The 13,181-nt window shown below is 65.0% G+C and carries 16 protein-coding genes and 1 tRNA gene; 6 read left to right on the top strand and 11 right to left on the bottom strand.

The genetic code is table 11. The annotated features are described in order from the left end of the window. The first annotated feature begins 29 nt into the window (after positions 1–29). On the top strand, positions 30–1,397 hold the full coding sequence (gene trmFO / locus ACN4E0_RS07035) for a methylenetetrahydrofolate--tRNA-(uracil(54)-C(5))-methyltransferase (FADH(2)-oxidizing) TrmFO (protein ID WP_419566803.1): 1,368 nt from the start codon (positions 30–32) through the stop codon (positions 1,395–1,397). Here trmFO and ACN4E0_RS07030 read toward each other — a convergent pair. The 7 genes from ACN4E0_RS07030 to ACN4E0_RS07000 form a co-directional block, all read right to left on the bottom strand. Further along, positions 1,394–1,852 carry a hypothetical protein gene (locus ACN4E0_RS07030; protein ID WP_419566802.1) on the bottom strand — a complete coding sequence of 153 codons (459 nt, stop codon included), beginning with the start codon at positions 1,850–1,852 and terminating at the stop codon, positions 1,394–1,396. The genes trmFO and ACN4E0_RS07030 overlap by 4 nt on opposite strands. Positions 1,853–1,875: 23 nt before the next feature. Then, entirely contained in the window at positions 1,876–2,538 is a 663-nt protein-coding gene (locus tag ACN4E0_RS07025; RefSeq protein ID WP_419566801.1) for a hypothetical protein, read from the bottom strand. A gap of 16 nt (positions 2,539–2,554) precedes the next feature. Next, complete coding sequence (locus ACN4E0_RS07020) at positions 2,555–3,940, bottom strand: pyruvate dehydrogenase complex E1 component subunit beta (RefSeq protein WP_419566800.1); 1,386 nt, start codon at positions 3,938–3,940, stop codon at positions 2,555–2,557. 3 nt (positions 3,941–3,943) lie between these two features. Then, positions 3,944–5,020, bottom strand: a complete 1,077-nt coding sequence (gene pdhA / locus ACN4E0_RS07015; protein ID WP_419566799.1) for a pyruvate dehydrogenase (acetyl-transferring) E1 component subunit alpha — start codon at positions 5,018–5,020, stop codon at positions 3,944–3,946. A gap of 140 nt (positions 5,021–5,160) precedes the next feature. Then, on the bottom strand, positions 5,161–5,475 hold the full coding sequence (locus tag ACN4E0_RS07010) for an FtsB family cell division protein (RefSeq protein WP_419566798.1): 315 nt from the start codon (positions 5,473–5,475) through the stop codon (positions 5,161–5,163). A gap of 63 nt (positions 5,476–5,538) precedes the next feature. Then, positions 5,539–6,168: a carboxymuconolactone decarboxylase family protein gene (locus ACN4E0_RS07005; RefSeq protein ID WP_419566797.1), complete on the bottom strand. Its 630-nt coding sequence runs from the start codon at positions 6,166–6,168 to the stop codon at positions 5,539–5,541. Then, complete coding sequence (locus ACN4E0_RS07000; protein ID WP_419566796.1) at positions 6,168–6,692, bottom strand: VOC family protein; 525 nt, start codon at positions 6,690–6,692, stop codon at positions 6,168–6,170. The genes ACN4E0_RS07005 and ACN4E0_RS07000 overlap by 1 nt, the downstream gene beginning before the upstream one ends. 152 nt (positions 6,693–6,844) lie before the next feature. Between ACN4E0_RS07000 and hppD the strand changes: the two genes are divergently transcribed. From hppD to ACN4E0_RS06980, 4 genes are all read left to right on the top strand, one after another. Further along, positions 6,845–7,966, top strand: coding sequence for a 4-hydroxyphenylpyruvate dioxygenase (gene hppD / locus ACN4E0_RS06995; protein ID WP_419566795.1), 1,122 nt, complete (start codon positions 6,845–6,847; stop codon positions 7,964–7,966). Further along, on the top strand, positions 7,963–8,535 hold the full coding sequence (locus ACN4E0_RS06990; protein ID WP_419566794.1) for a VOC family protein: 573 nt from the start codon (positions 7,963–7,965) through the stop codon (positions 8,533–8,535). The genes hppD and ACN4E0_RS06990 overlap by 4 nt, the downstream gene beginning before the upstream one ends. Positions 8,536–8,599: 64 nt before the next feature. Then, the gene (locus ACN4E0_RS06985; protein ID WP_419566793.1) at positions 8,600–9,478 is read left to right on the top strand and encodes a mechanosensitive ion channel family protein; all 879 of its coding nucleotides are present in this window, start codon (positions 8,600–8,602) and stop codon (positions 9,476–9,478) included. A gap of 75 nt (positions 9,479–9,553) precedes the next feature. Next, positions 9,554–10,732, top strand: coding sequence for an MFS transporter (locus ACN4E0_RS06980; protein WP_419566792.1), 1,179 nt, complete (start codon positions 9,554–9,556; stop codon positions 10,730–10,732). Positions 10,733–10,851: 119 nt separating this feature from the next. On the opposite strand, the gene ACN4E0_RS06975 is transcribed toward ACN4E0_RS06980, so the two are convergent. From ACN4E0_RS06975 to grxC, 4 genes are all read right to left on the bottom strand, one after another. Further along, positions 10,852–10,928 (bottom strand) — tRNA-Arg (locus ACN4E0_RS06975). Positions 10,929–10,966: 38 nt separating this feature from the next. After that, positions 10,967–11,428 (bottom strand): DUF1178 family protein, encoded by a 462-nt coding sequence (locus ACN4E0_RS06970; RefSeq protein ID WP_419566791.1) that lies wholly within the window; start codon positions 11,426–11,428, stop codon positions 10,967–10,969. Positions 11,429–11,436: 8 nt separating this feature from the next. Next, positions 11,437–12,255, bottom strand: a complete 819-nt coding sequence (locus tag ACN4E0_RS06965) for a carbon-nitrogen hydrolase family protein (protein ID WP_419566790.1) — start codon at positions 12,253–12,255, stop codon at positions 11,437–11,439. Continuing rightward, positions 12,255–12,518, bottom strand: coding sequence for a glutaredoxin 3 (gene grxC, locus ACN4E0_RS06960; RefSeq protein WP_419566789.1), 264 nt, complete (start codon positions 12,516–12,518; stop codon positions 12,255–12,257). The genes ACN4E0_RS06965 and grxC overlap by 1 nt, the downstream gene beginning before the upstream one ends. A 165-nt stretch (positions 12,519–12,683) precedes the next feature. On the opposite strand from grxC, the gene ACN4E0_RS06955 reads away from it, so the two are divergent. Continuing rightward, positions 12,684–13,160 (top strand): Hsp20 family protein, encoded by a 477-nt coding sequence (locus tag ACN4E0_RS06955; RefSeq protein ID WP_419566788.1) that lies wholly within the window; start codon positions 12,684–12,686, stop codon positions 13,158–13,160. Positions 13,161–13,181 lie beyond the last annotated feature (21 nt).

The raw sequence follows: 13,181 nt of genomic DNA, 5'->3' as shown, positions 1-13,181 counted from the left end.
GCCCCCATGCAAGCACTAGGGCGCGCGCGATGACCCACGATATCCACATCATTGGCGGCGGCCTCGCCGGCAGCGAGGCAGCCTGGCAGCTCGCGCAACGCGGCTTCAAGGTACGCCTCTCGGAAATGCGCGGCAGCGGCGAGACGACCCCGGCGCATCAGACCGACGGCCTCGCCGAACTGGTCTGCTCGAACAGCTTCCGTTCGGACGACGACACCAAGAATGCGGTCGGCCTGCTGCATCACGAAATGCGCCGTCTCGACAGCCTGGTGATGCGCGCGGGCGAAGTCGCGCGCGTCCCCGCGGGGTCGGCCATGGCGGTCGACCGCGATGTCTTCTCGGCCGAGGTCCAGCGCAACCTCGAAGAGCACCCCAACGTGACCGTGGTCCGCGAGCGGGTCGATGCCCTGCCCGCCTCCGGCCCGACCATTGTCGCCACCGGCCCGCTGACCGCACAGACGCTGGCCGACAGCATCGTCGCCGCAACCGGGCAGGACCGGCTCGCCTTCTTCGACGCCATCGCGCCGATCGTCCACCACGACAGCATCGACATGTCGAAGTGCTGGATCCAGAGCCGCTGGAACAAGCGCACCGAGGCCTCGAACGAAGACGGCGACTACATCAACTGCCCGATGACCAAGGAGCAGTACCTGGCCTTCCACCAGGGGCTGATGGACGGCGAGAAGACCGAGTTCCGCGAATGGGAGGCCGACACGCCCTATTTCGACGGCTGCATGCCGATCGAGGTCATGGCTGCGCGCGGCGTCGAGACGCTCCGGTATGGGCCGATGAAGGGCGTCGGGCTCGACAACCCATTCGACACCTCGGAAGAATTCCCGCAGGGGCGCTGGCCTTATGCGGTGGTCCAGCTACGGCAGGACAACAAACTCGGCACGCTGTGGAACATGGTCGGCTTCCAGACCAAGCTCAAATACGGCGCGCAGATCGAGCTTTTCCGCACGATTCCGGGGCTCGAGAATGCCGAATTCGCGCGGCTCGGCGGGCTGCATCGCAACACCTTCATCAATTCGCCGCTGGTACTCGACCGGCAGCTGCGCCTGAAGGGCGGCGAGCATGTCCGCTTCGCGGGCCAGATCACCGGATGCGAGGGTTATGTCGAAAGCTCCGCGGTGGGGTTGATGGCCGGCTTGATGGCGGCAGCGGAACTGGGTGGTCGCGATTGGGCCCCGCCACCGCGGACGAGCGCTTTCGGGGCGCTGCTCTCGCACATCACCGGAGATGCGGAGGCCGACACCTTCCAGCCCATGAACGTCAATTTCGGCCTCTTCCCGCCGTTGCACGAGGTCGGCAAGAAGGTCCGCAAGGAAGCCTATACCAACCGCGCCAAGGCCGATTTCGGCGAATGGCTGGCCGGGGCCGAACTCACCGCCGCCTAACAGGCGCAGCGGGTCTTCTTGGTCGGCTTGGGTGCGGTCGCGGCGAACTCGCCCGGGGTCAGCTGGTTGTCGCCATCGGCATCGGCGCTTTCGAATTTCTCGACCGTGGCCACCGCCCACTCCTCGAAATCAAGCAAGTTGTTGCCGTCCTTGTCGAGCTTGCGGAAGCCGTCGCTTCGGGTCGAGAGCATTTCGGTACGCGTGATGCGCCAGTCGCGGTTGCGATCGTAGCGGAAGAAGCGGCGCTGCTCCTTGGTGAGTTCGGTCGCTTCCGGTGGCGCGGGGCCGACGGCATCGCCCGCATCGGAAGCGGGAATTTCGGCGTCGGCGGCAGGCGCCTCCACAGGCTGCGGGGGCGGCGCACCGCGTTCGATCTCGGCCCGGCCCTGCCACCAGAATGCGCCCAGCCCCGCCAGCGCCAGTGCAATCACCGCTCCGAGCACGATCCGGTTCATGGGCCACCCTCCCTCGCCAGCATCTAGCGCCCGAAGAGACCCAATCGCAAGGCAATGAATGGGCTGACGCGATCGCCCAGAAACGGACGACCTCCGGAGTTCAGCGAACGGCGGGCCAGTCCACCGATGACCGACAGGGGCCGCAGTGTGCGCGGCAGGCGCAGACTCTGGTGAGCAATCTCGGCCGCGCGATCGAGCGCTGCGCTGCGTTCGCCGGCCTCCTGCGCGTGGATGGCGAGGTCGGCAAGCCCCCAAAGCGTGCCGGCGCGCTTGGCTTCGCTCACGGCGGCGGGGCTTCCGACGCTTTCGGCCAGAGCCCGCGCGAGGCTCGCTCGCCCAGCCACGAAGGAGGCGCAATCGGCTTCGCTCAAGGGTCGCGGAGAAAGCAAGGCCTCCCACCCGTCGACGAGTTCGCAAAGCGCCCGCTCGCGGCCCTCCCAGCTCCGGCCGATGAGATCGAGCAGCGGATCGCCTTCAGGACGCGTGGCGACGGACTGGCCGAACTGGTCACGCCACCAGGCAAGCCGTATCTGGCCGAGCATAGGCTCGGTCGCGCCAAGCACCATCCGGCCGATGCGACCGTCGAGCGCGAAGGCTGCGAGCCACAGATCGCGGTGCCGCCCCGCGCTCGCCAGGGCGATTCGCGCGACCTCGGGGCATTCGTCGATCAGTTCGGCACGCTCCATCGCAGCGCCCTCCCCATCAGTCGCGATAGCAGACCTTCTTCGCCGCCGCGACGATGCGCGGGGTGTCGATCAGCGCCAGCTTTTCGAGATTGGCGGCGTAGGGCAGTGGCACGTCCTCGTCGCACACACGAGTGACCGGTGCGTCGAGATGGTCGAAACCTTCCTCCATGCAGATCGCGATCACTTCCGCAGCGATCGAGCAGGTCGGCCAACCTTCCTCCGCGATCACCAGACGGTTGGTCTTGGCGAGCGACGTGAGGATCGCTTCCTTGTCGAGCGGGCGCAGCGTGCGCAGGTCGATGACTTCGGCATCGATCCCTTCGCCCGCCAGCTCCTCGGCCGCCTCGAGCGCGAGGCCAACCGCGATCGAATAGGCGACGATGGTCACGTCGGAGCCTTCACGCATGATCCGCGCCTTGCCGATCGGCAGGACGTAATCCTCAATGTCGGGGACGTCGAAGCTACGTCCATAGACGAGTTCGTTCTCAAGGAAGACCACCGGGTCCTCGCAGCGGATCGCCGCCTTCATCAGCCCCTTGGCATCGGCCGCGTCATAGGGCGCAATGACGATCAGGCCGGGGACGCTGGCGTACCACGGGCCGTAGTTCTGGCTGTGCTGGGCGCCGACGCGGCTCGCCGCGCCATTGGGGCCGCGGAAGACGACCGGGCAGCGCATCTGGCCGCCCGACATATAGTTGGTCTTGGCCGCCGAGTTGATGATGTGGTCGATCGCCTGCATGGCGAAGTTGAAGGTCATGAACTCGACGATCGGGCGCAGGCCGCCCATCGCCGCGCCCGTGCCGATGCCGGCGAAGCCGTATTCGGTGATCGGCGTATCGATCACCCGCTTGGGTCCGAATTCGTCGAGCAGGCCCTGCGTGACCTTGTAGGCGCCCTGGTACTGGGCAACTTCCTCGCCCATCACGAAGACGCGTTCGTCCTTGCGCATTTCCTCGGCCATGCCGTCGCGGAGCGCTTCGCGGACGCTGGTCGAGGTGAAGCTGGTGCCTTCGGGCACGTCCGGGTCCTTCACATCGGTCTTGCGCGCGGGCTTGGTGATCTCGGCCTCGCTCGGCTCGCGGCCGACGTCCTTGCCCTCGCCCGGAACGTCTTCGGCGGGCGCGGACTGCGCGGGGGCCGCGACATCGGCGGCATCTTCGCCCTCACCCGCAATCATGGCGATCACGGTCCCGACTTTCACGCCCTCGGTGCCTTCCTCGACGAGGATTTTGCCGAGCGTGCCTTCGTCGACCGCCTCGAATTCCATCGTCGCCTTGTCGGTCTCGATCTCGGCGATGATGTCGCCGGCGACGATCTCGTCACCTTCGGACTTGAGCCATTTGGCGAGCGTGCCCTCTTCCATGGTGGGCGACAGCGCGGGCATCTTGAGTTCGATAGCCATGGCTCAATACTCCCCGACCAGAACGTCGGTGTAGAGTTCGGACGCCTCGGGCTCGGGCGAATTCTCGGCGAAGTCTGCGGCTTCGGTCACGGTCTTGCGAATGTCCTTGTCGATGGCCTTGAGGTCGTCCTCGCTGCTGCCGTTTTCGATCAGCAGCTTCTTGATGCCCTCGATCGGGTCCTTGTGCTCGCGCACGTCCTGCACTTCCTCGCGCGTGCGGTATTTCGCCGGGTCGGACATGGAGTGGCCGCGATAGCGGTAGGTGTTGCATTCCATCAGCACCGGGCCCTTGCCCTCGCGAACATGCGCGAAGGCGATCTCGGCGGCCTGGCGCACTTCGAGCACGTCCATCCCGTTCACATCCATGCCGGGGATACGGAAGGCGGTACCGCGACGGTGGAATTCGGTCTCGGCCGAGCTGCGGCCGACCGCGGTGCCCATGGCATACTGGTTGTTCTCGACGACGAAGACGATCGGCAGCTTCCACAGCGCCGCCATGTTCATCGTCTCGTAGACCTGGCCCTGGTTGGCCGCGCCGTCGCCGAAATAGGCGAGGCACAACCCGCCGTCGTCATTGTACTGGTGCGCGAGCGCGAGGCCGCCGCCGAGCGCGACCTGCGCACCGACGATGCCGTGGCCGCCGTAGAACTTGTGCTCGGTCGAGAACATGTGCATCGACCCGCCCTTGCCCTTCGAAATGCCCGCCTCGCGGCCTGTCAGCTCGGCCATGATGACCTTGGGATCGATGCCGTAGGCGAGCATGTGGCCATGGTCGCGATAGCCGGTGATCACGCTGTCCTTGTCGCCGTCGAGCGCGGACTGGAGGCCGATTGCGACCGCTTCCTGGCCGATGTAGAGGTGGCAGAAGCCGCCGATCAGGCCGAGGCCGTAGAGCTGGCCCGCGCGCTCCTCGAAGCGGCGGATCAGGAGCATCTGCTCGTAGAAATGGAGCATCTGCTCATTGCTCGCCTTGAACTGGCGATCCTTCTCGAGCCGGTCCTGCAGCGAGTGAAGGATGAAGTCTGTATCCTCTACGGGCGACTTCGTGGCGGTCTTCTTGCTCCGGGGGGCTTTGGCCAAGACTTTTGTCCTTGTTCTTCCGGGGAGGAATATCGGTTGCGCCTATAGGCACAGGCGCACGGCCCGCGCAACGGGGCAGCGCATGTGCATACGAAAACCCTTACGGCAAGCTGTGGTTTCCGCCCGGCCTTCGCGCGGCGTCACTCTTCGAGCTTGATGACCACTTCGTCGGGATGGACGACGTTGAGCTGGCTGCGCAGCAGTTCGCCGACCATGTCCGGATCGGCGTGGTCGGGATCGAGCAGCGCCACGCGGTTTTCCAGCGCGATGCGTTCGGCCTCGAGCTCGGTCAGCTGGGCCTTGCGCTGGTCGAGCAGGCGCAGGTTCTCGCTCCATGCGAGCAGGCCCGAGGGGCCCGCAATGGCGAGCCCGCCCATGATCAGAAGCGCCGCCAACGCAGCATGCTGCGTGACTTTCGCCTTGTGAATCAGGGCCGTGGATTTCCTGCGGTGCATCACCATACAGAATCACAGTTAACCCCGCCGCGCAAGCGCAAACTGCGAGGGATTCCGGGCGCTTCAGCTATTTGCGAAGGCCTGCGGCGAAAAGTCCTCAGGGGCATCGACTTCGGTGACCGGCTCGTCGCGATCGTCGTATTCGGTCCGCAGCGCACGGCTCATCACGCCATGCATGAAGTAGAGACAGGTGATGTAGGTGAGCTCGAGGATCTCCTCGTCGGTGAAGGCCTCGCGCAGCTCCGCGAACAGCGCCTCGGGAACGCGGCCGTGATGCATCACCAGGCGATCGGCATAGGCCAGCACCAGGCGCTCGCGCGCGTCGAACAGCTCGCTCGCCTGCCAGTGCGGCAAGGCGGCGATCTTGTCCTCCGGCGCCCTCAGCCCTCTCAGCGACTTGCAATGCTGCGAGAAGACGAACCGGCTGCCGCAGGCCCAGCCCGCCCAGGCCTGTCCGAGTTCACGCAGCACCGGATCGATCTTGCGCTCGGGGCTGCGGTAATAGGCAAAGCCCTGCGCCGCGTGTTTCAGCGTGGCGGGCGAATTGGCGAACACCGTCCACCAGTCCCCAGACGTGCCGGTCGAGGTGCCGGGTTCCGCCACCGGGTCGCGCTCGCCGAAGAGGAAATCGTAGAGCGGCAGCGTGACCTCGGCATCGGCTTCCGCCCGCGGGACTTCGCGCAGCCGCGGCATCAAAGGTCCATCGTGGCGGGTTCGTGCCGCACGTCCCCGGGCGTGAATTTCCGCGTGAAGGCGGCGAATTCCATCATGATGCCGTTGGGATCGGTGAAATAGACGGAGCGGACGAAGACGCCATCGTGCATGTCCCGCGCGACGCCCGCCTGGCTGTCGTCGTGATTGACCACGGCATGCGTGTGCGGGACCCCGGCGGCTTCGAGCTTGTCGAGCGCCGCTTCGAGCTCTGTCTCGACCATATTGAAGGCGATGTGGTTCATCGACCCCACCGCTGTCTTGGCATCGTATGGGAAATTCTTCACCGATGCGATCCCCGGGGCCATCGGCGGTGCGTCCTTCCACCAGAAGAAGGCGACGCTCGCGCCGCCGCCGCAATCGAAGAAGAAGTGCTGTCCGCCGTCGGGCAGTTGGACGGTCTTGACCAGCGGCATGCCGAGCACGCCGGTGTAGAAATCGACCGTCTGCTTCATGTCGCGGCAGACCAGCGCGATGTGGTTGATGCCCTTGTTCGTCTCGAACATGCCCGCTCTCCTCCGGGCCGGAGGATGCCAAGCATCGTGCCGTCGCGCAATCGGAACCATGCGTCCCGTGGGGCGGAGGCCGACCTTGACACAAGGCGGTATCAAGTGTAACTATTTTCGCAGGTCAGCCACAATAATTCCAGAGGATTGCAATGCCCGATCTCTTCGAAAACCCCATCGGTCTCGACGGCTTCGAATTCGTCGAATTCTGCGCCCCCGAAAAGGGAGTGGTCGAACCGGTTTTCAAGGCGATGGGCTTCACCCATGTCGCGACGCATCGATCGAAGGACGTCGATTTGTGGCGCCAGGGCCAGATCAATCTGATCCTCAACTACGAACCCAGGAGCGCCGCGTGGTTCTTCGCCCGCGAACACGGCCCCTCGGCCTGTGGCATGGGTTTCCGTGTCCGTGACGCGCGCAAGGCCTATGCAGAGCTCCTCGAACGCGGCGCCGAACCGGTCGCGGTCCAGACCGGCCCGATGGAACTGCACATCCCCGCGATCCGCGGGATCGGCGGCGCGATCGTCTATCTGATCGACCGCTATGAAGACACCGAGGGCAACGGCCTGTCGATCTACGACATCGACTTCGAATATCTGCCGGGCGTCGAGAAGCACCCTGTCGGCGCCGGCTTCAACGTGATCGATCACCTGACGCACAACGTCTACAACGGGCGCATGAAGTACTGGGCGGACTATTACGAGACGCTGTTCAACTTCCGCGAGATCCGCTTCTTCGACATCAAGGGCGAATATACCGGCCTGACCTCGAAGGCGCTGACCGCTCCCGACGGCAAGATCCGCATTCCGCTCAATGAGGAAGGCGAAGGCGGCAAGGGCCAGATCGAGGAGTTCCTCAAGGAATTCAACGGCGAAGGCATCCAGCACATCGCACTGATCTGCGACGATCTCGTCGCCTGCTGGGACAATCTCCAGAAGCTCGGCGTGCCCTTCATGACCGCGCCGCCCGAAACCTATTACGAGATGCTGCCCGAACGCCTCCCGGATCACGGCGAACCGGTCGACGAATTGAAGGCGCGCGGCATCCTGCTCGACGGCACGACCGAAGGCGGCCAGCCCCGCCTGCTGCTGCAGATCTTCGCCGAGGCGCAGGTCGGCCCGGTGTTCTTCGAATTCATCCAGCGCAAGGGTGACGAAGGCTTCGGCGAAGGCAATTTCAAGGCGCTGTTCGAAAGCATGGAGCGCGACCAGATCAAGCGCGGCGTTCTGAGCGTCGAAGAGGCCAAGTCGGTCGAAGCGGAGCCGGCGGAATGAGCGACGTCGCCAACCATCCCGTGAAGCTCGGCGGCGTCCACCACGCCGCCTACCGCTGCAAGGACGCCAAAGAGACCGTCGAATGGTACGGCAAGGTCCTCGGCATGGACTACACCACTGCCTTTGCCGAAGATCACGTGCCCTCGACCGGGGACTACGATCCCTACATGCACGTCTTCCTCGACGCGGGGAACGGCAACATTCTCGCCTTCTTCGAACTGCCCAACCAGAAAGACATGGGCCGTGACGAAAACACGCCTGCGTGGGTCCAGCACCTGGCCTTCAAGGTCGGCAGCGAAGAGGAACTGGTGGCGGCAAAGGAACATGTCGAAAGCCTCGGGATCGACGTGCTCGGCCCGACGCATCACGGCATCTTCAAGTCGATCTACTTCTTCGACCCCAATGGCCACCGCGTCGAGCTGGCGGCCGACATTGGCACCGACGAGCAATATGCCGAGCTGAAGCGGGTCGCCCCGCTGATGCTCGACGAATGGAGCCAGACCAAGAAGGCGCCCCGCCACGCCGACTGGCTACACGAACTCGCGCGCAAGGAGCACGGCCAGAGCTGAGCGCCGCGCGCGGAGGAACCTCACCCTTTGCGTTGCGTTGCAGCGCAAAGGGAGTTTCGCACACGTGAATTACATCGGTACGCTGCGCGAACAGCTGCGCGAAATGGGCGAGGGTTTCGTCGCCAGCCTTCCCAGCCTCGCAATTGCCTTTTTCATTATCCTGCTGACTTGGATCGTCGCGCGCTTCGCGGTGCGCATTTCCGACATGATCGTCGGACGGACCGAAATCAGGGCCAGCCTCAAGAACCTGATCGACACGCTGGTCAGGCTCGGCATCTGGCTGTTCGGCCTGTTCGTCGCGGCGATCGTGGTGATGCCCGATCTGACCCCCTCGAGCCTGCTCGCGGGTCTCGGTATCGGCGCGGTGGCGATCGGCTTCGCCTTCCAGGACATTTTCGAGAACTTCCTCGCCGGCGTGCTCATCATGCTGCGCGAGAAGATGCGGATCGGCGACGTCATCGAGTGCGAGGGGATCGCCGGCAAGGTCGAGCACATCACGCTGCGCGAAACGCATGTACGCAAGCTGTCGGGCGAGCTGACCGTCGTGCCCAATTCGATCCTTTTCAAGAACCCGGTGGAAATCCTCACCGATGTCGACGAGCGCCGCCACGAAGTGGTGGTCGGCGTGTCCTACGACACCCAGCTCGACCACGCCGCCGAGGTGATCCGCCGCGCGGTGGAGGATGTCGACGACGTGCTCGCCAGCAAGGGCATCGACATTTTCGCGCAGGAATTCAATTCGAGCTCGGTCGACTTCCTCGTGCGCTGGTGGGCCGGCTCCGCGCCCCGCGCCGGATGGGAAAGCAGGGACAAGGTCGTTCGCGCGATCAAGGCTGCGCTGGACGAAGCAGGAATCGAAATCCCCTTCCCCTATGTGACCCATACCTTCAAGGAGACCGTCCCGGTCAGCCTGCTGGGTGACACGCGCCGCAAGACCCCTTAAGGTTTCGAATCGAGACGGGATTTCCCCGATCTTTCACCGGGAACCCGTCATGCTGAAACCGCTCGGACATTTGGCTTGAACGACACTGCGCGACTGACCGGCGCGCAGGAAACCTCGCTCGCCATCGCTGCAGCGGTGGTGACGGCCAACGCCTATTACATCCACCCGATCATCGGCGAGGTGGCCGACCATTTCGGCGTCAGCCATGCGCGCATCGGGCTGGTCCCCGCGCTCAACCAGCTCGCCCTGGCGCTCGGCATCTTCATGCTGCTGCCGCTGGGCGACCGGTTCTCCAACCGTCGGCTGACCATCTTCTTTGCCGCAGGGCAGACTGCGTCGCTGGCACTCATGACCCTCGCGCAGGGCTTCACGCTCTTCGTCATTGGCTCGACCCTGCTCGGTTACTTCACCATCGCCCCCTATTTGCTGCCCGCCTATGCCTCGAAGCGGGTGGTGCCCGAACGCCTCGGGCAGGTCACCGCCAAGCTCGCCGCCGGGGTCATCCTCGGCATCCTTGTCGCCCGCGTCGGCGCGGGGGTCATGGCCGAACATTTCGGCTGGCGTTCGGTCTACTGGCTGGCCACCGCCCTGATGCTGGCGGTGACGCTGGCCCTGCCGCGGCTGATGGAAGGCGGCGAGCGTTCGTCGAGCGACGCGCAATCCTATCCCGCGCTGCTGATGTCGGTCTTCCCGCTCATCGCCCGGCACCGGGAGATCGTGATTTCCGGCGCCATCCAGGCGCTGAACTTCGGCCAGTTCATCGCGGTGTGGCTCGGCCTCGCGCTCTATCTCACCTCCCCGCAGATGGGCTATGGCACCGATGCCGTCGGCTATCTCGCCGGGCTGGCTGCAGTGAGCATCGTTTCGACCCCGAGGCTGGGCCGGTGGGCGGACCATGTCGGACCGCGTCAGGCGCGCGTGATCTTCGCGCTCATCCAGCTGGCGGGGATCGCCCTCCTCTACCCGCTGAGCGGATCGCTCTGGACATTGCTCCTGCCGCTGTTCGTCACCAATCTCGTCGGCCCGGGCATCGACGTCACCGGAAGAATGACCTTCCTCGCGCTCGATCCCGCGGTCCGGACCCGGCTGACCACGGTTTATATCGTCATCATGTTCATTGGCGGCGGGATCGGCAGTTTCGCCGGCACCACGGTATACGACGCCTTCGGCTGGGTGGGGACATGCGCCTTGATGGGCCTGTGCTCGCTGCTGCTTACCGCGCTGGCAGCGATGGCCCGCATCTATGGCAGATAGTAGTGCGCCCGACAGGATTGGCGCCTGCGGCGCCGTCTCCGCTCCGCTTCGACTCCGAACGAGGTTCGATCCTGAGGCGCCGAACCACAACAGGCGGCCCTTCCCAGGACCGCCTGTTGTGGTGCGCCCGACAGGATTCGAACCTGTGGCCCCCAGATTAGGAATCTGATGCTCTATCCTACTGAGCTACGGGCGCATCCGGGCCCCGTATAGCGGCTCGCCGTCGCGAGGCAATCAGTTGAGTTCGTCGGGCGGTGCGACCGGTACGAGCAGCGGGGCGACGGCAATCCCCTCGGCCGAAAGTTCCTCGGCCTCGTCGCGCGTGGTGCGGCCGTGGATCGGTGCATCGTCGGTCTCGCCATAATGCATTTCGCGGGCCTTCTCGGCGAAACGGTCGCCCACCCAGGTGCTGTTTTCGAGCGCCTTGGCTTGCGCCTTGGCGAGCTTTTCCAGCGCCTTCCGGACGGCCTGCGGCATGTCGCCGGTGGTCATCTGCCGCGTATCGTCGCCTGCGTCGGAGCGCGCATTGCCCTTGGCCGGCACCGATGGCGCCATCGGCGCCTTGCCCACATCGTCGCAGCCGCAAGTCGGGCATTCGATCAATCCGCCCGCCTTCTGGTCGGCGAAGTCGTCGGACGAGCCGAACCAACCCTCGAACCGGTGGCCCTGACTGCAGGAGAGGTCGAACACGATCATTGCGCGGCCTATTTGGCGATTTCGCGGCGATTGGCAAGGCTCGGCACCTGCGCGCGTACCTCGGTGATCCGCGCGAGATCGATGTCGCAGAAGGCAAGGCCGGGCTCCTCGCCGCCCATGTCGAGCAGGACCTCGCCCCAAGGATCGACCACGAGGCTGTGGCCATATGTGCGGCGCCCGTCCGCATGCTCCCCGACCTGCGCCGCCGCGACCACGAAGGCGCTCGCCTCGATCGCGCGGGCGCGCTGGAGCACGTGCCAATGGGCTGCGCCGGTCGGGACGGTGAAGGCAGCGGGAATGGCGATGACATCGCAGCCCTCTCGGCCGAGCGCGTCGAACAGCGCCGGAAAGCGGATGTCGTAGCAGATCGTCAGCCCGAGCGTGCCGACCGGGGTTTGGGGCACGGCGACGAGCTCTGAACCCGGCTGGTAGGCGTTCGACTCACGCCAACTTTCGCCACTGTCGAGGTCGACATCGAACATGTGGATCTTGTCGTACCGGGCCACGATCGCGCCTGCGGCATCTATCACGAAAGCGCGATTGGCCCACCGTCCGGCGCCGGCATCGAGTGCGAGCGAACCGAGCGAAACCCAGAGCGCATGGGCATGCGCGGCGTCGCGGACCTTTGCCAGCACCGGCGAATCTTCCTCGCGCATGATCGACGAGGCCGCGCGCTTGCGGTCGCGATCGAGCATCCCCGACATCTCGGGAGTGAAGAGCATGGTCGCGCCGCCCTGGGCAGCCTGTGCGACCGCTTCGGCCAGCACCTGCGCATTGTCCGCCGGGTCGATCCCGGCGGTCATCTGGAGGATGGCGATGCGGGGCATCAGCCGCCTAGCAGCGCGTCGAGCCTGCCCTCGCGCTCGAGCGCGGCAAGATCGTCGGACCCGCCGACATGTGTGTCGCCGATGAAAATCTGCGGCACGGTCATCGCATTGGGCGCCCTCTCGAGCATCTCGGCGCGCTTCGGACCTCCCATGGTGATGTCGAACTCGGTATAGTCGATCCCCTTCTCGTCGAGCAGGCGCTTGGCGCGAAAACAGTATCCGCAACCGAATTTCGTGTAGATGTCGACCTGGGGCTGGCTCATCGAATTCCTCATGTATTCAGGCGCTAAACTAACGCGCGCGACGGGTACTTGAAAGCCCAAACGGTGCGCCTATCTCGAACGTGTCGCCACGATCAACGTGGGGACGACGGGGTGCCGAATGCGGGCCCCGCCCTGATAGAATCGCTCACAAGAGGATTTGTTTCGATGAACCGTATGGACCTTACCCCCTTCCGTCGTTCCACCGTCGGCTTCGACCGCGTGTTCGACCTGATGGAACGCCAGGCGCGCGGCGCCGGCGGCGACAACTATCCCCCCTTCAACATCGAGCGTCGCGGCGATGACGAATACCGCATCACGCTGGCCGTGGCCGGCTTCCGCAAGGGAGACCTCGACATCGTCGCGCAGCAGAACCTGCTCGTGGTCACCGGTCGGAAGCGCGACGAAGTCGCCGAAGGTGAAATGCTGCATGTCGGCATCGCCAATCGCGGGTTCGAGCGCCGGTTCGAACTGGCCGACTACGTCCGGGTCGCCAATGCCGACCTCGCCGATGGCCTGCTGGTGATCGACCTGGTGCGCGAAGTGCCCGAGGCCATGAAGCCGAAGAAGATCGCGATCGGCGGCCAGCAGCCGCTCGAAGTGGTCAAGGATGACGAGGACGACGGCAACACCAAGGCTGCCTGACCCCTCTCACCCTCTTGCATG

This window comes from Qipengyuania sp., from assembly GCF_048550555.1.
GTDB lineage: Bacteria > Pseudomonadota > Alphaproteobacteria > Sphingomonadales > Sphingomonadaceae > Qipengyuania.
This window is presented reverse-complemented; position numbering and strand designations above follow the sequence as displayed.

Coding starts and splice junctions, on each gene's coding strand:
- ACN4E0_RS07020 (WP_419566800.1), bottom strand. CDS start 3,940: ATGGCTATCGAACTCAAGATGCCCGCGCTGTCGCCCACCATGGAAGAG.
- ACN4E0_RS06990 (WP_419566794.1), top strand. CDS start 7,963: ATGAGCGACGTCGCCAACCATCCCGTGAAGCTCGGCGGCGTCCACCAC.
- grxC (WP_419566789.1), bottom strand. CDS start 12,518: ATGAGCCAGCCCCAGGTCGACATCTACACGAAATTCGGTTGCGGATAC.
- ACN4E0_RS07010 (WP_419566798.1), bottom strand. CDS start 5,475: ATGCACCGCAGGAAATCCACGGCCCTGATTCACAAGGCGAAAGTCACG.
- ACN4E0_RS07030 (WP_419566802.1), bottom strand. CDS start 1,852: ATGAACCGGATCGTGCTCGGAGCGGTGATTGCACTGGCGCTGGCGGGG.
- ACN4E0_RS07005 (WP_419566797.1), bottom strand. CDS start 6,168: ATGCCGCGGCTGCGCGAAGTCCCGCGGGCGGAAGCCGATGCCGAGGTC.
- ACN4E0_RS06970 (WP_419566791.1), bottom strand. CDS start 11,428: ATGATCGTGTTCGACCTCTCCTGCAGTCAGGGCCACCGGTTCGAGGGT.
- ACN4E0_RS06955 (WP_419566788.1), top strand. CDS start 12,684: ATGAACCGTATGGACCTTACCCCCTTCCGTCGTTCCACCGTCGGCTTC.
- ACN4E0_RS07025 (WP_419566801.1), bottom strand. CDS start 2,538: ATGGAGCGTGCCGAACTGATCGACGAATGCCCCGAGGTCGCGCGAATC.
- ACN4E0_RS07000 (WP_419566796.1), bottom strand. CDS start 6,692: ATGTTCGAGACGAACAAGGGCATCAACCACATCGCGCTGGTCTGCCGC.
- hppD (WP_419566795.1), top strand. CDS start 6,845: ATGCCCGATCTCTTCGAAAACCCCATCGGTCTCGACGGCTTCGAATTC.
- trmFO (WP_419566803.1), top strand. CDS start 30: ATGACCCACGATATCCACATCATTGGCGGCGGCCTCGCCGGCAGCGAG.
- ACN4E0_RS06965 (WP_419566790.1), bottom strand. CDS start 12,255: ATGCCCCGCATCGCCATCCTCCAGATGACCGCCGGGATCGACCCGGCG.